This window comes from Micromonospora sp. CNZ285 (assembly GCF_004637285.1).
The window spans coordinates 5,966,816-5,987,133 of sequence record NZ_SPQD01000001.1 but is presented as its reverse complement, the minus strand read 5'-3'; the positions used below and the strand labels follow the sequence as shown (position 1 = coordinate 5,987,133).

20 protein-coding genes are annotated in these 20,318 nt (G+C 66.5%); 7 read left to right on the top strand and 13 right to left on the bottom strand.

Features of this window, described 5'->3' with window-relative positions:
• Positions 1–4 precede the first annotated feature (4 nt).
• Together CLT75_RS27625 and CLT75_RS27620 are read right to left on the bottom strand one after the other, a co-directional pair.
• On the bottom strand, positions 5–346 hold the full coding sequence (locus CLT75_RS27625; protein ID WP_135243114.1) for a hypothetical protein: 342 nt from the start codon (positions 344–346) through the stop codon (positions 5–7).
• Positions 347–726: 380 nt separating this feature from the next.
• Positions 727–924 (bottom strand): hypothetical protein, encoded by a 198-nt coding sequence (locus CLT75_RS27620; protein ID WP_135243113.1) that lies wholly within the window; start codon positions 922–924, stop codon positions 727–729.
• A 358-nt stretch (positions 925–1,282) separates the two neighbouring features.
• Between CLT75_RS27620 and CLT75_RS27615 the strand changes: the two genes are divergently transcribed.
• Entirely contained in the window at positions 1,283–2,128 is an 846-nt protein-coding gene (locus CLT75_RS27615) for a hypothetical protein (protein ID WP_135243112.1), read from the top strand.
• A gap of 57 nt (positions 2,129–2,185) precedes the next feature.
• Here CLT75_RS27615 and CLT75_RS27610 read toward each other — a convergent pair whose 3' ends face one another.
• From CLT75_RS27610 to CLT75_RS27600, 3 genes are all read right to left on the bottom strand, one after another.
• Positions 2,186–2,959: a hypothetical protein gene (locus tag CLT75_RS27610; protein WP_135243111.1), complete on the bottom strand. Its 774-nt coding sequence runs from the start codon at positions 2,957–2,959 to the stop codon at positions 2,186–2,188.
• 451 nt (positions 2,960–3,410) lie between these two features.
• On the bottom strand, positions 3,411–4,283 hold the full coding sequence (locus CLT75_RS27605) for a hypothetical protein (protein ID WP_135243110.1): 873 nt from the start codon (positions 4,281–4,283) through the stop codon (positions 3,411–3,413).
• A gap of 121 nt (positions 4,284–4,404) precedes the next feature.
• Positions 4,405–4,788 (bottom strand): hypothetical protein, encoded by a 384-nt coding sequence (locus tag CLT75_RS27600; protein ID WP_135243109.1) that lies wholly within the window; start codon positions 4,786–4,788, stop codon positions 4,405–4,407.
• A gap of 417 nt (positions 4,789–5,205) precedes the next feature.
• On the opposite strand from CLT75_RS27600, the gene CLT75_RS27595 reads away from it, so the two are divergent.
• Positions 5,206–5,517: a transposase gene (locus CLT75_RS27595; protein ID WP_067308719.1), complete on the top strand. Its 312-nt coding sequence runs from the start codon at positions 5,206–5,208 to the stop codon at positions 5,515–5,517.
• A complete protein-coding gene (locus CLT75_RS27590) occupies positions 5,514–6,335 on the top strand; it encodes an IS3 family transposase (RefSeq protein ID WP_135243108.1) in 822 nt (273 codons plus the stop codon). The genes CLT75_RS27595 and CLT75_RS27590 overlap by 4 nt, the downstream gene beginning before the upstream one ends.
• On the opposite strand, the gene CLT75_RS27585 is transcribed toward CLT75_RS27590, so the two are convergent.
• The gene (locus tag CLT75_RS27585) at positions 6,324–7,556 is read right to left on the bottom strand and encodes an IS110 family RNA-guided transposase (protein WP_135243107.1); all 1,233 of its coding nucleotides are present in this window, start codon (positions 7,554–7,556) and stop codon (positions 6,324–6,326) included. The genes CLT75_RS27590 and CLT75_RS27585 overlap by 12 nt on opposite strands.
• Positions 7,557–8,158: 602 nt before the next feature.
• Between CLT75_RS27585 and CLT75_RS27580 the strand changes: the two genes are divergently transcribed.
• From CLT75_RS27580 to CLT75_RS27565, 4 genes are all read left to right on the top strand, one after another.
• Positions 8,159–8,536, top strand: a complete 378-nt coding sequence (locus CLT75_RS27580; protein WP_135243106.1) for a hypothetical protein — start codon at positions 8,159–8,161, stop codon at positions 8,534–8,536.
• A gap of 784 nt (positions 8,537–9,320) precedes the next feature.
• Positions 9,321–12,113 carry an N-6 DNA methylase gene (locus CLT75_RS27575; RefSeq protein WP_167796976.1) on the top strand — a complete coding sequence of 931 codons (2,793 nt, stop codon included), beginning with the start codon at positions 9,321–9,323 and terminating at the stop codon, positions 12,111–12,113.
• Between the two features lie 61 nt (positions 12,114–12,174).
• On the top strand, positions 12,175–12,789 hold the full coding sequence (locus CLT75_RS27570; RefSeq protein WP_209310394.1) for a hypothetical protein: 615 nt from the start codon (positions 12,175–12,177) through the stop codon (positions 12,787–12,789).
• A gap of 483 nt (positions 12,790–13,272) precedes the next feature.
• On the top strand, positions 13,273–13,719 hold the full coding sequence (locus CLT75_RS27565; RefSeq protein ID WP_135243103.1) for a hypothetical protein: 447 nt from the start codon (positions 13,273–13,275) through the stop codon (positions 13,717–13,719).
• Positions 13,720–13,904: 185 nt separating this feature from the next.
• On the opposite strand, the gene CLT75_RS27560 is transcribed toward CLT75_RS27565, so the two are convergent.
• The 7 genes from CLT75_RS27560 to CLT75_RS27530 are packed head-to-tail and all read right to left on the bottom strand — an operon-like array spanning position 13,905 to position 20,318.
• Entirely contained in the window at positions 13,905–15,281 is a 1,377-nt protein-coding gene (locus tag CLT75_RS27560) for a hypothetical protein (protein ID WP_135243102.1), read from the bottom strand.
• A gap of 42 nt (positions 15,282–15,323) precedes the next feature.
• On the bottom strand, positions 15,324–16,043 hold the full coding sequence (locus CLT75_RS27555; protein WP_135243101.1) for a prepilin peptidase: 720 nt from the start codon (positions 16,041–16,043) through the stop codon (positions 15,324–15,326).
• Positions 16,040–18,775: a BTAD domain-containing putative transcriptional regulator gene (locus CLT75_RS27550; protein ID WP_135243100.1), complete on the bottom strand. Its 2,736-nt coding sequence runs from the start codon at positions 18,773–18,775 to the stop codon at positions 16,040–16,042. The genes CLT75_RS27555 and CLT75_RS27550 overlap by 4 nt, the downstream gene beginning before the upstream one ends.
• A 13-nt stretch (positions 18,776–18,788) precedes the next feature.
• On the bottom strand, positions 18,789–19,217 hold the full coding sequence (locus CLT75_RS27545) for a pilus assembly protein TadG-related protein (protein WP_135243099.1): 429 nt from the start codon (positions 19,215–19,217) through the stop codon (positions 18,789–18,791).
• Positions 19,214–19,675 carry a hypothetical protein gene (locus CLT75_RS27540; RefSeq protein ID WP_135243098.1) on the bottom strand — a complete coding sequence of 154 codons (462 nt, stop codon included), beginning with the start codon at positions 19,673–19,675 and terminating at the stop codon, positions 19,214–19,216. The genes CLT75_RS27545 and CLT75_RS27540 overlap by 4 nt, the downstream gene beginning before the upstream one ends.
• A gap of 59 nt (positions 19,676–19,734) precedes the next feature.
• On the bottom strand, positions 19,735–20,127 hold the full coding sequence (locus tag CLT75_RS27535) for a TadE/TadG family type IV pilus assembly protein (protein ID WP_135243097.1): 393 nt from the start codon (positions 20,125–20,127) through the stop codon (positions 19,735–19,737).
• The gene (locus CLT75_RS27530) at positions 20,124–20,318 is read right to left on the bottom strand and encodes a hypothetical protein (RefSeq protein WP_135243096.1); all 195 of its coding nucleotides are present in this window, start codon (positions 20,316–20,318) and stop codon (positions 20,124–20,126) included. Before CLT75_RS27530 ends, CLT75_RS27535 begins: the two co-directional genes overlap by 4 nt.

Sequence of the window (20,318 nt, the reverse complement as noted above, 5' to 3'; positions counted from 1 at the left end):
CCAGTCAGGAGCGATCTCTGAACCAGTTCAGGATCCCTCGGGCATCCCTGATCTCGTTCGACGACGCCCCGCTCTGACCGTCATCATCCTGGTACTCGTAGTCCTGGCGGATGCCGACGTCGTCGGTGAACGTGTCGGTGAACGTCTCCCGCCGTGTGTACTTCCCGTCGGAGCTCCAACCATCACGGCTCCTGGTGCGGGTCTCCGTACGGCCCCTGTAGGTCTCGTCGTACTCGTCGACGAAGTTGGCCAGGAAAGTCACCTCGTCGTCCTTCAGGCGCGCACCGGAGACATCCAGGTGCTCTCCGATGCGGTCGCGGAGCCGCTTCTTCTCGTGCCGATCCACCTGTTTTTCCCTCTTCCCGTGGGGTTCTGGAGTCTGCCAGATCCGAACAATAGGTGTGTCGGCAACTGCTCGGCTGCGCGCTACCGCTCCTCGTCCTCCACGGCCGCGCCGCCCGTACCGGGCCGCCCTGCGTCAGTCGGTCGCTGCCAAACCGCGACTACGGATCCACTGCTCGTACTCCTGCGCCATGATCGTCATGTCGCAGATGACGGCAACACCCGTTCACCGCGGTTGAGGTGTCCGACAGACATAGCGAGGCCCAGCCGGGCTGAGGTCCCCGAGCCACGAATACGACCTAGTTCGCATACAGGCACTCCACCAGTTGCCTGGTAGCGGTGGCGGCGTGGGGTGCAGCCCGCTTGGCCGCACCCCACGCGCGGCTATGCCGCCTTGCCGCTCTGGTCGGCGCGGCCGGGCACGACGAGTTCGAGGATCTTCAACGTCGTCGCGCGGCGGTCCGGGTGGCTGGTGTGCAGGACCACCATCGTGGCGTAGGAGATCAGGAGCCACCGGGTGATCCCGGCGGCGGCCAGACGGCCGAAAAGAGCACTGGCGGCGCAGAGCAGGGCAGCCGACACGTACCCCCCCCCCTTGGGATTCACGTGCCTGCCCGTCCGAGGTTTGCACCGGCACCGTCGCACAAGCCGAGGGCCGCCCGGAGGTGGCGTTGGTCCCGCTGCCTGACGTCTCGCTTACAAGCTCTGTGCGCCCCGTCCGGCCGGATCCGTTGACGTCTGCGACCTCGGGCGGCAGTCCCCGCTCGGCAGCCGGGGGTTGCCCTCGTCCCGGCCGGTTGCTGTCAGCGCTGCTGTCGGCTGCTTCCGGACTTCAGTTCACAACCAATGGGGAGAGGGGAGCGCCCCCGCCGGTCCACGCTCGCCGATGAAGATCGTTTCTCCACCTCTGGCTCTTGCCAGCTCTGGGAGACTTGGGTCCATGTTCGGCACCGTTCTGTATGACGTCTTTGAAGCGGACGAGCGTGAGGCCGTTCATGCGGCGATCGAGGACTTGTGCTCACCGCTTGATACCTACGGCTGGGCGAGCGTCGGGGTGTATGCCTTCTACGACCCCGAGTCCCGGGAGACGGGGCCAGCTGGTCGCCACCTCCTGTACATCGGGCTCGCACGCGACTTGTCGGAGCGTTACGCTCAGCACGCCGGTCTGATCTCGTTCCCAGCAAACGGCTGCAAGCGCGAGCAAATCCGCAGATGGTTTAGTCAGCACCCTCGGCTGGGTTTTTCATGCTTCGTGCAATCCACGCTGGCGCAGGTTGACACCCATCGAGAGCGAGGCAAATACAGGCGAGCAGACTACGATGAAGAGTATCCCGCTGGTTTCGCCTCAAATGAGACGAGTGGGCTGGAAAGCGCAGTAGAAGTCGAGGGGCAGCTAATCGAAAAATACCGACTCCTTCACGGCCGCCGGCCAGTCTGGAACCGGATGGGCGGTAGCGTCCGCGGCAGAGAATTAGCTGCTACCGGCACCGCCGACGGCTTGCTTCTCCTCCTCGGCGGCACACGTGACTCACTCTTTCGCGCGAGGCGCACCCTCCGAGAGCTTTCCGAGGATGCGAATGCATCGGCATTTGAGTTTGGCCCGCTTCACTGGGCAAGAATGGAGACGATCGCGAACGCATGGGAACGACGCGCGACAGACAGGGATGTCTTCCAGACACTCATTTCCGCACCAAACGATGAGAACTTCAAAGGGACCTTCTTCGCAGACCAGATCAACTACATGATGTCGTTGGGTTACCTTGACGGCGCGCCCGGCACCTCCTGAGTACTCATTCTCAGCAACAGCCTGAATTCGCCGGCGCTCCCTGCCTCATGCAGCTTCTCAGTCGCGGGGGGAGGAAGAGTGGCGCGCAGCGAGTATCTCCGCGGCCAGCCGCTGTGCGTCCTGAGCGGGATCGGTAGAGCCCGTGGCCTGATCGCCAAGCTGCGCCTGCCACTCCCGTCGCGGCACTAACGGAAACCCGCTTTCGGCGATCCGTGAGAAGTGGAAGCCACGGGCAATCGGTTGCACCACCCTAGCCTCTCTGAATGCCTCTCGCCGCAGGAGGCCTCCTTGCCTTAAAAGGTGGCGAAGCCTTTTCGTTCTGACAGTCAAATAATCGAGGCGGGGGAGCACCATGACCTTAGCAGTAGGGTCCGCCATAACCTCATCTTGGATGGGATACCACAGACCATCTCCCATCTCGTAGAGACTGGCAGGGCGCGAAACGAACTCTTCCATTCCACAGTGCACCGTTAGTTCGAAGTACTCCCCTTCGTCGGCGGACAGCCAGGCAATCTCCAAACGTTGAACCTGCGAGTCGTCGAAGAGCAGCCCGTCCGGGCCTTTCACTGCGTCGTTGAGCAATTTTGCAAAGTTGTCTACGTCCGCACCACCCGGACTCTCCCACCGGTCCTGCTCATCGAGGAACAGGTGCCACCTGAGCCGAACTTCGCCAGAGAAGTAAAATCCGTAAGAGCGCAGTTCTTCGCCTACGCGTTGCTTAAATTCCCGCTGCCGGGCCCCGCCGGCTCCGTAGTGGAGTGGGTCGAATCTAAATTGATGCTCCATGCTCCCGTAGCAAGGTCGCCATTCCGCATCGATGCCAGAGTTCACCCAGCAAGGATGTCATGCGAGGGCATCGCTGTATAGCCGTGAGCAGACGCTTAGAGTGGGTCAGCGGTCGTTGCTTCCGTCACCTTGAACCAAGCGTCGCGAAGGAGCAAGCGACGTCTTGCTTACAAGGCGCTTCCGGCAAAGGTCACAGCGTCCGCTGACGTCCATGTCCCCGGCCCCGGGGCACCCGACCGCACTCGTCTGGCTCCGGCCACCACCGTTGGTGTCAACCGCTGATGTGAAGTCGCCGTCGGCCGGAGCCAGGCATTCACATGTTGACCCCGTCGGGGGGATGCGGAACTAAACTATCGGCCGTTGCCATCTGGTGGCGGCACGCATCGACGAGCAGGTGTCGACCGTCGCCGTTCGACGGAGGGAAGCACCCTACGTCGAGACTCACGCGGCCTTTCTGCTGCCTCGCGGCCAGCACCGCTGGGGGAATCGGCCACGATCACTCTGTAGCCCAGCGGCTGCGCGGGTCGAACCATCCAAGATCGGGAAACCAAGCGATGCATCGCCCGAGCGGGTAGGCCCATACCCAAAGGTGCGTGACCTCTCTCGGTAGATGCGGAGGCTCCGTCGGCAGCTCGTTGTAGCCCTCGTCGAGGGCATGCCAGGCGGGCCATGGCGTGCTGAACGAGAAGCCTATGAAGGCGTGCCGCTCATCGGATCCCGTAGTCGCCAGCTTGCGCCGGAGGTCGAACCGTCGCTCATCCCTGACGAACGAGGCAAGGTAGTCGCCGAAAAAGGCCCAGTCCAACTCCGCCGGACCACCGATCCCCTCGGCGGCGATGTGGATCATCGGCGTCTCCGCTGCCCTAATCCTCCTCGAGGCCAGCCGTACCACCCCCGCATCCGCGAGAAGGCGAACATCGGCGCTGTGGTGTTGTTCAAGGCGTTGATCGAAGACAGCGATTTCGAACGTGTCGCCGCTTGCATCGAGCCTTTCCAGGATCAGCGGTAGTGATCGCTCCAACTTGCTGACTCGCGCTCTTGCTGCCAGGGTGACCCACCAGACCCTGCCCAGGGTTGGAGCGGCAACCTGGAACTTGCGCTTGAGCACTTCGCTGCCGAGAGCGGCGTAGGCTTCGTCTAGGTCTTGAGTGATCTCGCCGTACGCGGTTCGGCCGTCCCGGTACTCAATCCGGAGATCCGGCATACCGTCGGCACTGCCGTCATCTTGAAGCGCCACATACTCAGCCGTGAGCCGGGCTACTACTCGGGCGGCGGCGCCCTCGAAGTCGCCTTCATAGCTCGACCAGTCTCGGAGGCGCTTCCGCTCAGACCGAAGGTCGTCCGGGTATCCAGGGGTGAACTGGCGCACAGACGAACCTTACGTCGGCGGGCCGGAGAAGCGGTCAACTGGAGTGCAAGCATGCGGACTGCCGCCGAGCGGTGCGACACCAGTCGGGGGACCGCCGGTCAGGTCTGCCGCAGATTCCCCTTTATATGAGCCGATGACCTGCCCCATCGAGGAAGTAGAACTCGACCGGCGGTGTCAGGGGCCTCACCCGCTTGAGGTATCGCTCAGCAACCTCGGCGTCCTGGCCGAAAACCATGAACACACGCTCAGCGTCGAGCTTCTGCAGGAGCCAGACGTACTCGGCAATTGCCTGCCACTTCGCCGCAGGCACAGCGGTGTTCTTCAGCCACTTGGCATCGCCGACGACCCTGCCATCAGGACTGACAAGGTCGAACTTCCACGGCACAAGTCCGCCAACGTCGGTCCGGCGTTCTTGTAGGTCAAGCTGCCAGAGCTCCGAGAAGTATTGCCGCGCGTACGCCTCGAAGGGCCGCCAGTCTGCGACGCCGGGGATCGGTACTCCCACCGGGACAAGGCTTCCCCAACCCGTAGCCGTCTGGCAAGACCCGGATCGAGGAGTTCGTCAAGCTTCTCGCGGCTTGACTACTTGCCGCGAATCCCCACCGGCATGAGGCCGACGAGCTCTCTCCGGTTCTGGCTCACCGTCTGGCTCTCGCGTCTCGCGGACGTCCCTGGCTGGGGCATCCGCTCGCCTGCTGGCGGATTGCGACGCCTCGTTTACAAGCTCTGTGCACCGCGTCCGCACACGTCCTGGATTAGCCGCAGCCTCGGAAACTCGTCCATGCCAGCCCTTGTTAGTGTGCCGTCGATCGACGCAGTTGCTGTCGGGAGCCAATCCGCTCAGCCGGCCCGGACTGAGCCACCCCCGCTTTCATGGAGCTTCTTGACCATGGTCTGATGGCCGTGGGGGAGGAAGTCGTCCGTGGCAGCACCGAAGAAGTACCCCGATGAGCTCCGTCAGCGCGCTGTGCGCCTGTACCGCGAGTCGGACCCGAAGCCGGTGATCCGGCGCCTGGCCGAGCAGCTTGGCGTGCATCACGAGGCGCTCAGGAACTGGATCCGCCAAGCCGAGGCAGACGCCGACGAGCGTCACGACCGGCCGACCAGCGAGATGGCCGAGGAGAACCGCCGGCTGCGCAGGGAAGTCACTGAGTTGCGGCGGGCGAACGAGATCCTGAAGGCTGCGAGCGCGTATTTCGCGGCGGAGCTCGACCCGACCCGGCGACGGTCATGAGGTTCATCCACGAACACCGTGACCAGTTCGCGGTCGCGCTCCTGCTACGGGTCCTGAACATTGGCGCCTCGACTTACTACGCGTGGGTCAAGCAGACGGCGCAGCCCTGTGACCGGGACGTGGTCGACCTGGGGCTGATCTCCAACATCCACGAGATCTGGGAGACGTCGGGTCGTACCTACGGCGCGGACCGGGTGCATCGGCAGCTACGCCGTGACGGCATCGGCGTGGGCCGTAAGCGGGTCGAGCGGTTGATGACGCAGCAGGGCTGGCAGGGGGCGTTCCTGCGTCGGGGCTGGCGCGGCGGCTCCACCCGGCAGGATCCACGGCACACGCCGGCGCCGGATCTGGTCAACCGGCAGTTCACCGCGGCCGGACCGAACCGTCTGTGGGTCGCCGACGCCACCCGCATCCCCTGCGGTGAAGGCGTGTTCTGGTTGGCTGCGGTCCGGGATGTGTTCTCCCGCCGGATCGTGGGGTGGAAGACCTCCGACCGCTGCGACACCGACCTGATACTCGCCGCCCTCGAGTACGGCATCTGGTCGCGCGATGTCCGCGACGGCCAGTTGATCCACCGCTCGGACAGGGGATCGAACTACACGTCGTTCCGCTTCTCAGAACGCTTACAGGACAACGGGATCCTGCCCTCCATGGGCTCCGTCGGCGACAGCTACGACAACGCGCTGATGGAGAACTTCTGGTCGACGTTGAAGATCGAACTCGTCTACCGCACCTCGTGGCGGACCCGCGACGAGGCCGAGAACGCGATCTTCGCCTACATCGAGACATCTCACCAACGGTGGCTGTCAAGCAGTTGAGGTTGCGGGTTCGGCGAAAGCCTTGCTGGAGTCGTAGAGGGTGTTGTATCGCAGGCAATGGTGCAGCTTGCCGAGCATGAGGTGGAACAGCCGACGCAGGGCGGCGATGTGCCTGTCGCCGGCGGCGCGGCGGGATCGGTAGCGGGTGTTCCAGTGGGAGTCATGCCGGACCGCGGCCAGCGCCCACACGTATCCGGTAGCAGCGATCCGGTCATTCTTGGCGCGGCGAGCGTGCACGAAACTGCTCTTGCCCGAGGAACGGGTCACCGGCGCAGCACCGGCGAAAGCACGTAACGCGCGGGCGTCGGCGAAGCGGCCGCGGTCGTCGCCGATCTCGGCCAGCAGCCGAGCGCCGAGCTGCACGCCGAGACCGGGGATGCTGGTGACGATCTTCGCGTCGGGGTGGGCGGTGAACACCTCGTCGATGCGCTGCTCCAGCTGCTGCAACGTCTGGCAGACCGCGTCGAGTTGCCGCACCAGTCCTTGAAGATGCAGGCCCATGGCCTGCTCAACGGCTGCTGGTTGACGCATCTGCTCGCCACGGAGGATGCCGTGCAGCTTGTCCGCCTCGGCGGCGATGCCGCGTTGGCGGCCAGCGCAGCGCAGCAACGCCGCGAGCTCGGTGGGAGCCAGCGCAGCCGCAGCCGCAGGCGTCGGCGCCGCGGCGAGGATCACCCGCGCGGCCGGTGAGTCGAGCCGGTGCCGTCCGCCGCGCTCGAACGCCGCCAGGGCGGCGGGAAAGAACATCCGCAGCAGCGTCCGGATCCGGTTAGTGAGCGTGACCTGGTCCCACGCAGCGTCCTGCTGCGCCCGGGTCAGAACCCGCAGCGACTGCAGCAACTCACTGTCGGCGGGCAGTGGCCGATGCGCGGTCGCATCGGTTCGCAGGATGTTCGCCAACACCATCGCGTCGAACGCGTCCGACTTGCCGCGCGAGGCCCGATACCGGTCCCGATACCGCGACACCGCCAAAGGATTGATCGCAAACACCTGTCGACCCGCGGCTCGGAGACCAGCCACCAGCAGTCCCTGACTCGTCTCGATCGCTACAGGCAGTTTCCCGCCGGTCGGATCATGCTCGGCCAGCAGCGCAAGGACCTGACTGAGGCCGGCGGCATCATCGTTGATCCTGACCGATGCCACCACGACGCCCGTCTCGTCGACGACAGCTACATCATGGTGATCCTGGGCCCAGTCGATGCCACACGCCACCGCTACCACCGTTGCTCCTCCCTGTCATGGACCACAGCGAGGCGCGACGCCCTAATGGACAGTGCTTGCCGCACGACATCTCACGAGCCGTTCGCCTCGCCACCGGCGGCGCCCGAACTCGCGCAAGGCTCCTGGCCTGCGACTGACCAAGGCTCAGCCCGCCGGCGAACCACAAAACGATCATCCTCGTCGATCGCCATGACCGCCACGCGCCCCTCTCGATATCCAGGGTCAACGCCCCGCCACTTCTACAGGCGTCAGCAGCGGCCACGATCCTCAACGAGGCGCCGCTCTCGATTCCCCGGCTCGACGGCCATCGGCTGGTACGGGCGTCCTCGGTTGCCATTACGGCTGGTACAACACCCGACGCATCCAACGCGAGCTGGGCTACCTCAGCCCGAACGAGTACGAGACCGCCTGGCACAGCCGCCAGACGCAACCAGCCGGACCACCTATCGCCACCCCTGCGCCAGCCGGCAGGTAACCACCGCTCCATCAAAGCGGGGGGAACTCAGACTGAGTGACAGAGCCGCATCTGTCATGCGCCTGCCAGCTACTGTTGCGATCTCCTGCGCTCGGGTGTGGGCCTTCTCGCAGACTGGGGGTTACGCATGAAGCTCGTCTTCATTGATGACAGCAGCCAACGTGAACCTGCACGGGAGGGGCTGGGGACGCTAGTGGCGCTAGGAGCAGTCATCGTCCCTGAAAGCCAGGTCATTGGGTTCGCATCCGACCTTGCTGCCATCAAGGCCAGGCTCGGGGTTCCGGCCGAAGAGGAAGTCAAGTGGAACCCAGACAAGGGCTCGTACCTGGCAGGAGCGGGCGGTGCAGTGGCAACCGACCTACGCGAAGGTTTACTTAGGTCTGCGATTGATCGCGGGATCACCTCAGTAGTTCACGTGCTGGACCACAGCCTCGTGTACCGGGACCGCAGCGTGGTCGACGTTGGCCAGGAGTTGCTCAGGTGGACCTACGACAAAGTGGCATAGGAGTTGGACCAGAGCGGGGCGGTCATGATCGCCGACAAACCAGGAGGCGGGTCGGCCGATGAAGCACACTGGCTTCAACAGACCCTTGCGCTGACCAGCGACGGCACGGCCTACACGCAGGCAGGCAAAGTTATCTTGCCTGTGCTAACGGCTGGCTCCCATCACGTCCCGCACCTTCAACTGGCGGACATCGTGACTGCGGCCACTACGGCTGCTGTAGCCGGCCGTCCCAGCGGTATGCGTCTCGCTCCACTGCTCCATCAGCTAGCCCGAAAGAATGGCCGAGGATACGCAGGAGGGGCGGGTATAACGTTCTGGCCGCCAGAGTTGCGAGACCTGCTCTACTGGATCTTCGGCGAAGAGGCCTACACCAGCGGAGGAGTCGACATGCCGCTTGGTCCTTCGGCCTCACCGTTCGCCTCCGTGACTCGGCCATACCGGAGTCGATCCGGGATGCCGGAAGCATGAAGGCGCTACAGGGGTAGGCCAAGCCCCTGTCACGGGACGTGGCGAAGAGACCTGACAAAAGCCGACAGATGTCGATTTCAAGGGTTTTCATGGTGGTTGGCGCGTGTTGCAGCATCCAACGGCGCCGCTGTGCGATTGTGGGCAGGGTGAACCTCACCGTATGGTGTCGTCATGATCCGGTCACCCATCGAAGGCGATGCAGGTGACTGAGAGTGCGCCGGGCCACCTGCTGAGTGTCTTGGAGGAGTTGGGCTACTCCGGACACGAAGGCCTGGTGACCTCGGCTTCACCCGCTCAGGCCGGCCCACGAGACTACGTGTGGCGCGACCTGCGCAGCAAGGTTGGACTTGAGGCCGCGTTCTTTCGTGACGGGGTGCCCTTGGTGGGCTTTAGCGCTCAATCGGATCCTCGTGGCCTGACGGGCCTTCGTCGTCGGCTCTGGAACTACGGGCGCGTCCCTTTGCTAGTGAATGTCAGCGAGGAGTCAGTTCAGGCATTCAACGCCGTGTCTCTTCCCCCTAAGGGCAGGACAAAGCAGGACGGCGTCCTTGAAGCCGGTCGTCGATCCGACACAGCCCACGGCCTACTACGGGCGTTCAACCGCACCGAAGTCGAATCGGGCAATTTCGCAACCGAGTTCGGGGCCTCCTATAAGAAGGCTGCCCGCGTGGATCGGGCTCTACTCAGCAATCTCGCTTATCTCCGCCGCACTTTCGGTGGCGACGATGCAGAGCTCCGCACCGCAATGGACGTAATCATTGGCGGATGCTTGGTCGCGAGCTACCTCTCCGACCGCGATATTCTGACGCCAAATCACATCGACGAACTGTCCGGCGCTCCCGATCTGCAGACAGTCTTGGCACTTGGATCCAATCCCACCCGCCGTCTCTTCGAAGGTCTAGCTGAGCGTTTCAATGGGGATGTTTTCGGGCCGGTTCCGGAGATGCTTGGCCTTATTTCTAACGCCGAGTTATCAGGCGTAGCCGCACTACTTCGAGGTGACGACCTCCCTAGCGGGCAACAATCCCTGTGGCCGTATGACTTCTCGGTGCTGCCAGCCGATCTGGTCAGCAGCATTTACGAGCAGCTTCTTGAGGGCAACAGGACGACCGACAGCGCATACTACACTCCACGATTCCTCGTGGACACTGTCCTGGATGAAGTTGTTCCTTGGATCGGGCAATCACGGCCGAAGGTCATTGATCTCGCCTGCGGCAGCGGCGCGTTTATGACTGAGGCCTTCCGCCGTCTCGCCTATCGAGAACGAACACGGGTCGGCCGGGACCTGTCCTACCAGGAGCTTCAGGACATCCTGCTGTCGAGCATCTACGGCGTAGAACTGAACCCTGACTCTGCTCGCATCGCTGCTTTCGGCCTATATCTTGCCTTACTGGAGGAACTTGATCCTCCAACGGTCTGGGAAACCGCCGTGTTGCCTCGCCTACTTGGCAGGAATGTCGTCGTCTCAGACGCGTTCAACGACCATGCCTTGTCCAAAATGCGTTTCGACGCCGTAATCGGAAACCCGCCTTGGAAGAGCAAGCTTACGCCAGCGGCAGCTCGTTTCGTCAGGAAGAGCAGCGCACCTATAGCGGACCAGCAGATCGCACAAGCATTCCTGTGGCTGGCTGCTCGCTTTCTGAAGCCCGGCGGAACCCTTGGCCTTGTCATGCCCTCAAAGCCGCTCCTACATAACCGGAGTAGATCTACACAGGCCTTCAGGACTGCCCTCTTCGAGCAGCTCAACGTTCAAGCTGTACTCGACTTATCCGCGATACGCCGCGCTCTTTTTGCAACTGCCATCGCGCCAGCAGCGGTTGTGGTCGCAAGGGCGCCCGATGAAAGCATCCCGGCAGACCTGGAGCCGTGGCAGAACTCAAACCGGGTGCTCCACATTGCCGCCCATCCGCGGCCGCTGAATTCAGCCATCGACGCTGTCGTAATTTCACCTGAGGAGGTCACGGAGCTAAGTAGGCGTCAGGCCGCGTACCGGCCGGATATCTGGAAGGTGCTTTTGTGGGGAGGATTGCGTGACATCGACCTCCTTGACCGGCTGAGAATCAAATTCGCGCCGGTCAAGGAAGTTGCCACCGAACGCGGGTGGGTCTATGGCCAGGGCTATCAGGTCGGAGGTGGAGATGCAAATGACGCCTCTCACCTGCAAGGCCTCCCCATCATTCCCACCGAGATGGTTGAGCCCCTCCGGATTGAGTCGGATCTCTTCGAAGCTTTCGGCATGCGGACCCTCCACCGCCCCAGAGACAGGGAGTTGTTCCGTTCTCCTCATGTCTTGGTGCGGCGAACACTTCACCAGGGCAGATTGGCAGCAGTCTTCGTTGAAGAGGATGCTGTCTTCCCGAACGGGCTACTCGGCTTCGCCGGCCCACGTCACGATCGTTCGCTTCTTATGGCGCTCGCGGCAACCATCGTTTCCTCACTGGGTAACTACTACCATTTCATGACAAGCGCATCTTGGGGCGTTGAACGGGATTTTGTCGAGCTTAACGAACACCTGTCTCTGCCCCTGGCAACGCCGGGCCCCGATCACGTCATAGAGCTTCAGGACATCTTTTCTCGGGTTCGTTCCGACCCCAGGACCACCGGTTGGCGGGACCAGCTCGACAGCGTTGTCTTCGACATGTATGAGCTTTCGACGGCTGACCAGCTTCGGGTCCATGATCGCCTGGCCTTCGGCCTGGACCGGTTCCAGCGCCCCTTGGCCTACGCGGCACCCATAGATGACGATGGGCTGGGCCAGTACGCCGCAACGATTCGAGAGGTTCTAGCGGCAACGCTGCCTGACCTGCGCATCGAGGCTCGACACTTCAGGGATAGATCATACCGGGCTGTGACCGTGACATTGACGGAGGGTGACGCGGTCGTGCAAGATACATGGCCTAGCGGCACAACGGTCGATATGCAGAGGATCGTCGAGATGAACGCTGATCGGGGAGCTACCTCCACGGGAGTCGTGGCGCAGCCTGCCGGCTTTTTCGTTGATGACGATACGGTCTATGTGGTAAAGACTGCCGACCGCGACCGCTGGTCGAGGGACGCGGCGCTCGATGATGCAGAGCGCATCCTGGCCGCCCTCGCCTTCGGCGAATAAATTGCTGGAGAGACTACGGGCTCGCGTTGAGGGCAAGGTTGCTGTAACCCTCAAAGCTCGCGTGGCCAACAGAGTTGACGGCCTTATCCGAGAGCTGCTAATTGAAGCGATCCTGCTGTGGGAACAGGAGGGATTTAGCAGGTACAGCGACGGTGAAGTCCCGTGCACTGTGCGGATTTTTGACTGTGCGTGTCGAGTCATCGAAGGCGACAGCCTAAAGTGGGCGCTGATCCACGTTCAGTACGATGGGCCGCAGCCAAACCGCGCCATGCGGGCCGGCCTTGAGGACCCGTCGAAGGCTTCGCGCCCCGACTTGAACGTCCGGATCGGCTCTGCCCTGGTGCACGTGGAGGCCAAGCGCCTGCACCTGCGTGATAGCTTGCCGAAAAAGTACGTCCAAGAGGGGATGCGGCGCTTTATCGATGGTCGCTACTCGTCTGATGGTCACGGCTTGGGTGCCATGTTGGGGTATGTTCTGCGCGACGCACCTCCCGATGCCATTACTGCCGTGAATGCCGTCATCGCAGAAGAAGCGGACCTCGGTCCGTCTCACAGCCTGCAGATACCGACCCAATGGTCGCCTCGCATTCATCTCACCGCTAGCCGCCATCATGATCGGCTTCGTTTGTTGCATCACACCATCGACCTGCGGGCAGTCGCGGTCAGCGACCACTGAGGACCATCCACTGTCTGCCATCGACCCGCTCTGCCGGGGAGCGGGCCGCCGCCCGCCCGGCCACGCCAAGCAGACCTTGATACAAAGACTTTGAGCGTCCACCTCGCCGGCCCGCGTGAGGGGCCTTCATGGTCAGGTCGGCGATCCGTAGGCCGTTGGCGAGGCTGGGGGCAAGGTCGAGGGCTCGGTGGCCGGTAACTCCAGACGGCACTCGTCGTGGGCGAACCAGCGTTGCGCCGCGAGGCCCGGCACCATCCGCCTTCCGAGCGCTTGCACGATCTGGCGCCATACCGCGGAAGCGGAATCGTCCTTCTGGCGAAGGCCCACAAGGCGCGTCGAGCCGACGCACACCAGGGGCCGGTTTTCCCTGGTCATACCTAGGTTCACGGTGGTACATGGGTTTGGCTTGACGTGCGGCGCGGATGGAGCGGGAATCGGGGCCGTCTACCTGCCCGTACCATCCGACCCCCGGGAGGCCTGATCATGACTGATCGCCGCGATGCACCGGCCGTAGCCGACGCCCTAGCGGCCGTACGCGACGCTGTAGACCGGTGCCGTGTCGTACTGGCGCAATCGGGCCGCCACCCGGTCGCAGACCTGCTCGACACCGCCGCCGCGACGAGCGACCTGACGGCGAAGATCCTCCACCTGGCCGCGCCGCTGGCCGACGAGGACGAACCTGGCACGGAACTGCCGTTGGAGCGGGCGGCTGACCTGGCAGCCGACACGCGGCATCACATCATCACGGCTCTGCACCTCATCGCCGGTGCTCGTGCCATCGCCGCGATGGTCGTCACGCTGCGTCGAGCAATCACTCCTCCCGCGCGGAGGCGCTGGTGGCCAGGATGGGCTGCGATGCGGTCGCGGGCGGCACGCCTCTGGCAAGAAGCCTGGATGCCACCTGATCCCGATCTGAGCCGGGCACCATGAGCCTCGGCACATTCGGACGACAGCCGGTCCTCCCCGCGAGGGACAGACGCCGCGCAGACTGCCGCTATCGTTGAGCCGAGCCCTACGTCGGTCTTCCCCCGTGGATCGGCGTAGGGCTTTTCCGTGCCCTGCAGCTGGGGTGGTCAAGGTCGCGCGGTGCGCGCTCGATGCACCAGGCCAGGGCTTTACCGGCTGTCACCGGAGTGGGCGAGCGATCGGCGGAGGTGGTCGGGCAGTTCTGCCTCCCAGGCGCGCCGCTTGCGCCGTCCCAGGCCCGTGGCGGGCGGTACGCCAGCCGCGCGGGACAGCTCCGCACCGGTGGGGATGCGGCCTTGGCTGGTCTCGGTGTCCCAGAACCGGCGCATCGCCGCGACCGCCGACAGGTCGTCCTGGGTCTCGTCGTCGTCCTCGGCGTCGTCGTCGCGGTCGTCGTCGATCACCTCCCCGTCAGGCTGGTGGCTGGCGGATTCTCCATCGGGTGCGCTTCCGGGCGCGCCCGCGCCGGGGCCGCCAGCGGCTGTGGCGGCCACGACGATCTCCGGGGTGTCTTCGCCTCCGAGGTCGGTGCCGGTGGCATCGGTAGCGGGTATCGCGTGGCCGTTGACTCGCTGCGCCAGCTCGGTAAGCGCCGGTGCGGCCTCGGGGCCGGGGGCGTTGAGTCTGGTCGCCTCGTGGGCTGGTGCGGCCTGGGGGTTGGCCCAGGCGTTGAGGTGCGCGACCGCCTCGGGGGTGGTGGCGTCGATGATGCCGTAGATGGTGGCCATGTACATCTGGATGGCTTCGCGCTCGCTGGCCGCCTCGGGGATGTCGGCCAGGCCGATGTGCTCGGCGGCCTGCATCGCCCGCCGGATGACCTTGGTGTGGGCGCGGCGTAGCCGCCACGCGGAGGTCTTCTTCTTGTTCTGCAACAGGTACAGGTGGAGGCGGGCTCGTCCGAGGCGGGCACGCCGGCGTACGCGGTCGACCTCGGTCACGTCACGGCCTTGAGCCTCGGCCAGGCGGAGCCAGACCAGGACGCGCTCCAGGGTAAGGGTCAGGTGGATGCGCCGGGTTGCGGTGCCGGTGCGGGCGTTGCGTTCGGCGGCGAGTGCCCGCTCCCACATCCACGCGGCGACCAGCGGCGCGGCCAGCCGTAGGCAGACCTCGCGGAAGCTGTCGGCGTCCGTGGCCGACAGGGACGCGGTGAGGGCGGCGAAGACCCAGACGGCGATGCCGTCGACGCCGGTGCTGGCGTTGGCCGGGTCGCGCAGCAGCCGTGCGCGGGCCAGCAGAGCGCTCGCGAACAGGGCGACTTCGATGAACCAGAAGAACGCGTACCGCAACGGTGAATCGCCGAGGATGTCGGTGAAGAACTTCCACATACCCGAGGCGCTGACGGCGGTGGCCAGGCCCGCCGCGACGATCGTCAGCAGGTTCGCGACGAGCAGGGTGGCGCGGTGCGCGGTCATCTTGCGCATACGGTTGGCGGTCAGCAGCAGCAGGCCGACCAGGACCAGCAGCGCCAGGCCGGTGATGACGTTCTGGTTGACCTGGTAGAGCGCGGTGAGGTCGTCGGAGTTCACGACCGGATTCCTTCCCCGTGGTTCGATTGCGGTGTAACGGCCTTACGGCCAGACGGCGACGGTGTAGGCGGCGGCGATCAGGAACGGGCCGAGCGGCAGCGAGGTCCCGGGCGCCAAGCGGCCGAGGCGGCGCAGGGTGATCGCGGTGAGCGCGGCCGTGCCGAGGCCGAGCAGGACGCCCGCGTAGACGGCGGTCCAACTGTGCCAGCCGAGCGCGGCGGCCAGCGGCACGGCCAGGGTGACATCGCCCCAGCCGAGCTGCCCGCGCGAGACGGCGGCCAGCACGGCGAAGAACGCGGCCAGGACGAGTCCGGCGGCCACCGCCCGCACCCACGCGTCCGCCGGGCCGCCGAGGGCGAGCAGGCCGAGGAACCCGGCCGTGGCGGCGGCGGTGAGCCGGTGCGGCAGCCGCATCACGGCCGCGTCCACGAACGCGAGCACGATCATCGCGGCGGTCCATACCGCGTACCCGGCGAGGGCGAAGCCGCCGAGCCCGGAAACCGCCAGCCCGGCCGCCCCGGCGAGCGTGGCCGCTTCTACCGCGTAGGGCGGTGCGCCGACCCGCACGCCGCATCCGGCACAGCAGCCGGACGGTCCGATGGCGTGGGGCCACAGCGGTTTACCGCACGGGCACGCGGTTCGCCACGGCTGGTCGTCGGGCACGGCGTGCACGGCGATGGTGTGGCGCAGCAGCGGGACGACGGCCAGCGCGGGCAGCGCCGTGCCTACGCCGATGCGGCGGGCAGCGGTCGTGGCGGTCATCTCTGCTCCAGGCTGGTGCGCAGCTTCGCCGCCAGGGTCCGGGTGTCGTCCTGCGGCTCCGCATCCAGATCCGCGAGCGCCTTGGTCAGGGCACGCAGCAGGGTCCGGATGCCGTCGGCGTCACCGAGCCCATGGCGGGCATGCATCGCCCGCACGTACAGGACCTCGTTGTAGCGGTCCAGCCCGATGGCCTTGTCGAGCAGGTCAGATGCCTCCTGCGCGTGGTGGTCGGCGAGCAGCTCGTCGGCCAGCAGCAGGTGGGCTTCGGTGCCCCAGCGGCGCACCGTCTCACGGTGCGGGGCCAGCCACTCGTAGTCCTCGCCCTCCGCGAGGGGCGCGGTGTAGAGGTCGCAGGCTGCGGTCAGCAGCTCGCGGCGAGCCGGGCCGGAGGCGATGGCGGCTTTGCGCATCAGGTCACGCAGCGTCCACACGTCCACATCCACGGTCGCAGGGTCGAGCTTGTACCCTCCGCCGCCTTTGACGACGTACGCGTTCTGCGCGTCGGGGACCGCGGCCCGGCCGAGCACATGCCGGAGGTTGCTCGCGTTGGTGTGCACGCGCTGGGCGGCCTGGCTGATGCGGGCGTCGAGTTCGATGTTGTCACCGATGGTCCTGGTCTCCACGCCGTCTGGATGCACGGCCAGGAACACCGCCAGCTCCTTGGCTTTGGCGCGCAGCGCACGGCCGTCGTGGACGATGCCGTCGATACGCGGCGGGCCGATGACCCGCAGCTTCGCCTTCACCGGCCCGGTCGTCGCGGCCGGCGCGGCCGGATCGTCGGCAGGTGGATGCGGCTGCTCCTCGCCGGAGCGCTGCGTCTCGTCATCGGCCGCGACGGTGGTGCGGCTGGCGTGCAGGGGCACGACGGTCAGCGGCACGGCCGGGGACACGATCGCCGGAGGCTCGCCGGTCTGCGCCTCGCGCAGAGTGGTCAGGATCTGGATTGCGGCGGCCGGATCGAGGACGGGCAGCCGGGCCGGGATCGGGTCGGCGGACTGCCCCGCGACGAGCTTGGTGTGCCCATCCGGGGCGACTTCGATGGTGGCGCCGTGCGCCCACTCGCCCAGCAGCAGCCCGGTCACCTGAAGGCCGCCGCCCAGAGCGAGGGCGACCTTCGCCCGCATCCGGGCGCCGGCGGGCGGGGTCTCGGTGATGAGCATGACCGGGGGCAGCGCCTCCTCGTCCGGGACGTGCTGGCGCAGCTCGTCCAGGTCGGTCAGGGCGTGTTCGTCGAGGATGCGGCTGCGGTGCAGCAGCCACCCCTCGATGACGGTGAGGGCCTCGTCGATGGTGTCGGCCACGTGCAGGCGAGGCCACGCGCCGAGGGTCACGACGTCCGGGCCGAGCAGGGTGGCCAGGGTGGCGGCGTCGATGATGACCTCGCCGCGTGTGTCGGGGTGGTGGGGACCGCCGGAGGCGAGCACGGCGACCAGCGCGGCCCGTGCGGCGGCGGACGCGCCGTCGCCGGTGATACCGGTCCCGCCCGGTGGTAGCGGCGCGAGGTCCGGCATGAGCGGAGGCTGTTGAGTGTCGGTGTCCTCGGGCACGGCCAGTTCCGGGCGGCGGGCGACCGCGCGGCGTACCCGCACGACCGGCTCGGGCAGCATGGTTGGCGGGTCGTCGTCGGGCTGGCCGGTGAAACGCCTGCGGCGCTGCAGCCACACCAGGACCACGGCGGCGCTGATCGCCAGGGCAAGCCCCCAGGGCAGCCAGCTCGACGGGGACAGCTGGACCCCGTGCTCATCGGCCGAGTCCGCGCTTTCGGCGTCCCTGGCGGCCGGCGACACCGAAGCCGAGGAACTCGAAGACGCTGACTGCGACCCGGACGCCGACGGGCTCGGCGAAGGCGACACGGGCACGGTGGATGGCACACCCGGGGGCACGGCGACCGGGCTGTCCACGCCGGGGCTGGCCGTGATACCCGGACTCGCCGTGATGGTGGGGCTCGGGGTGACGGCCGGGCTGCTCGGCGACGTCGACGGGGTCGGCGTGGTGACGACCGGCGGCGGGGTTGTGGTGACAGGTGGCTTGACCGGCGTGGCTCCGTGCGGGGGCCGGGCGTCGGCGGGCAGCCGAAGGTCCCAGCCGGGGTAGATCAGGTTGCAGTCGCGCAGCGTCCCGCCGGCCTTCGGGAAGTGGCGGTGCCGGTTCATGTCGCAGATCTCCGGCCACCGGTTCGCGTCGCCGAGCCACGCCTTGGCGATCTTGGAGAGGTAGTCGCCGCGTTTGACGGTGTAGACGTAGCGCTCGTTGCCGACGTGCACGATCGTCGGGCCTTCGGCGGCCTGGGTGAGCGCCGGGGCGGCTTGCGCGGTCGCGGTGACCGGGGTTGCGGGGAGGGCGCGGGCTGGGGTGGCGGTGGCGGCGGTCGCGGTCAGGACGCTGCCGAGAAGCATGGAGCTGATCAGCAGCGAGGCGGTGGTCCGCATGGGGTTGCGGTGGCGGCGAGGGTGCAGGTCTTTGACCCCGCGCGTGATGTCGTGCAGCTCGGCGAGCACCGCTTGAGCGAACAGTGCCCAGACGAGCCAGATCGCGACGGCGAGCAGGTTCAGGACCAGGCGGTCGGTGACCCCGCCGGTGAGGAATCCGGTCAGCGCCTCGCGGTCGGGCACGGCGTGGGGCAGCGGCCAGCCGATCGCCATGGTCAGGAAGGTCGGAATTCCGCCCAGTGCGGCAACGAGGGCGCTGCCTGCGCTGGCGCGCACCAGCCAGCGGCCCAGCCAGGACACCATCACGGACCTCCTCCTAGGGGGTGACCGCTTCGGCGGTCGCGGTGGCGTGAACCGGGATGCTGTCGATCCCTGCGAGGTTGAGCAGCTGCGTGCGCTGCGTGGTGGTGACCTCGACGATGACTCTCGTCGCCGTGACGGTCACCGTGCCGCGAAGCCCGGCACGAGCGATCCAGCCGGTAGCGGCGGCGCGGGCCTTGACCGGGTCCAGGCGCGCGACCCCGGTGCGGCGCAGCGTGGCCACGTCGAGTTCGCGGGCTCCGGCGCGGGCGGCGGCTTGGGCCGTCGACCGGGCGCTGACCTTGGTGGACACGGCGAGCCCGGCGTCCAGGACGAGCCCGGCCAGCAGCAGCGCGGTGGCGATCCAGACCACGGTGAACGCGGTGACTGTGCCCCGATCGCGGCGCAGAAGACGGCGGACGGTGTTGCGGCGGTCGGCTCTCATGTCCCAGCTCGATAGGTGTCGATCGGCTCGGTGGCCGAGGCGTGTGCGGTCTTGGTGGTGCCGACACCCGGTAGGCCGAGGTCGTCCAGGCGCATTACGCAGGCCACGTTCACGGTGACCGCGCCGCCCCGGCGGAACTGGCCGGTGTCGGTGGTGGTGGTGCAGCGGAACTGGCTGCCCGAGGCCATGGCGTTGGCGGCGCTGGTGGCGGCGGTGCGGGCGGCGGCGGGGGTCGGCGCGTCGGCGGCGGCTCTAGCCGCCGCTGCGGCCACGGCCCGCGCGTCGATCGAGACGGAGGCGGCTCGGGCGGCCACGACGATGAACATGGCCAGCAGGATCAGGAACGGCACGACGAGGACCGCCATCTCGGTGGTGACCGAGCCGCGGTCGCTGGCCGCGCGAAGGCGGCGGGGGCCGCCCGCACAAGGCAGGCGGCCGTCACCGTTGAAGCTCAACAAGAGGCACCTCCTTCGGCCCGCGCCAATGCGGGCGGATGCGTTGCGCCGTAGCGCAATGGTTATGTGCCGGGCACTCGTTCCACGGGTGCGGTGACGGTGACCCGGATCGGGAACGTCAGGCCGGGGATGACCGACGACGCGCGGCCGGTGATCGTGATCGTGGCGGTGGTGGCGCTGCGGCTGGCGGTCACGGCGGTACCGGTCAGCGAGCCGCCGGACAGGTCGCGTAGCAGCGCCTCGGTGTCGGCTTTCCCGGCGGCGGCGCTGCTGTGGTAGGCCCGCGCGGACTGCACGCCCTCGTTGGCGGCGGCCTGAGCCATGTGGCGGGCGTGCGCCCACAGCGCGAACTGGACGCCCGCCATGATCAGCAGCAGGAGCAGCGGGGTGGCCAGCACCAGCTCGACGCTGGCCGCCCCTTCGTCCCTGCGACGACGCCGCCGGAGTCCGGTCACAGGTTGATGCCCCGCACCTTCGCCATCACCTTCGGCCCGAGGATCGCCAGCGCCGCTAGGGCGAGCGCGACCAGGAACGCCGTCACCGCGATGGCCTCGGTGGAGTAGCCGCCGTCCGGGGTACGCCGCCGGGCCCGGTCGCGCAGCTCCATGCCGACGACAGCGGCGTACGCATACAGCTGGTGGATCAT

What these genes read in the sequence shown, in the direction of transcription:
- CLT75_RS27545 (WP_135243099.1), bottom strand. Translation starts at nt 19,217, where the DNA reads ATGAGAGCCGACCGCCGCAACACCGTCCGCCGTCTTCTGCGCCGCGAT.
- CLT75_RS27565 (WP_135243103.1), top strand. Translation starts at nt 13,273, where the DNA reads ATGACTGATCGCCGCGATGCACCGGCCGTAGCCGACGCCCTAGCGGCC.
- CLT75_RS27550 (WP_135243100.1), bottom strand. Translation starts at nt 18,775, where the DNA reads ATGGTGTCCTGGCTGGGCCGCTGGCTGGTGCGCGCCAGCGCAGGCAGC.
- CLT75_RS27590 (WP_135243108.1), top strand. Translation starts at nt 5,514, where the DNA reads ATGAGGTTCATCCACGAACACCGTGACCAGTTCGCGGTCGCGCTCCTG.
- CLT75_RS27615 (WP_135243112.1), top strand. Translation starts at nt 1,283, where the DNA reads ATGTTCGGCACCGTTCTGTATGACGTCTTTGAAGCGGACGAGCGTGAG.
- CLT75_RS27580 (WP_135243106.1), top strand. Translation starts at nt 8,159, where the DNA reads ATGAAGCTCGTCTTCATTGATGACAGCAGCCAACGTGAACCTGCACGG.
- CLT75_RS27530 (WP_135243096.1), bottom strand. Translation starts at nt 20,318, where the DNA reads ATGATCCACCAGCTGTATGCGTACGCCGCTGTCGTCGGCATGGAGCTG.
- CLT75_RS27555 (WP_135243101.1), bottom strand. Translation starts at nt 16,043, where the DNA reads ATGACCGCCACGACCGCTGCCCGCCGCATCGGCGTAGGCACGGCGCTG.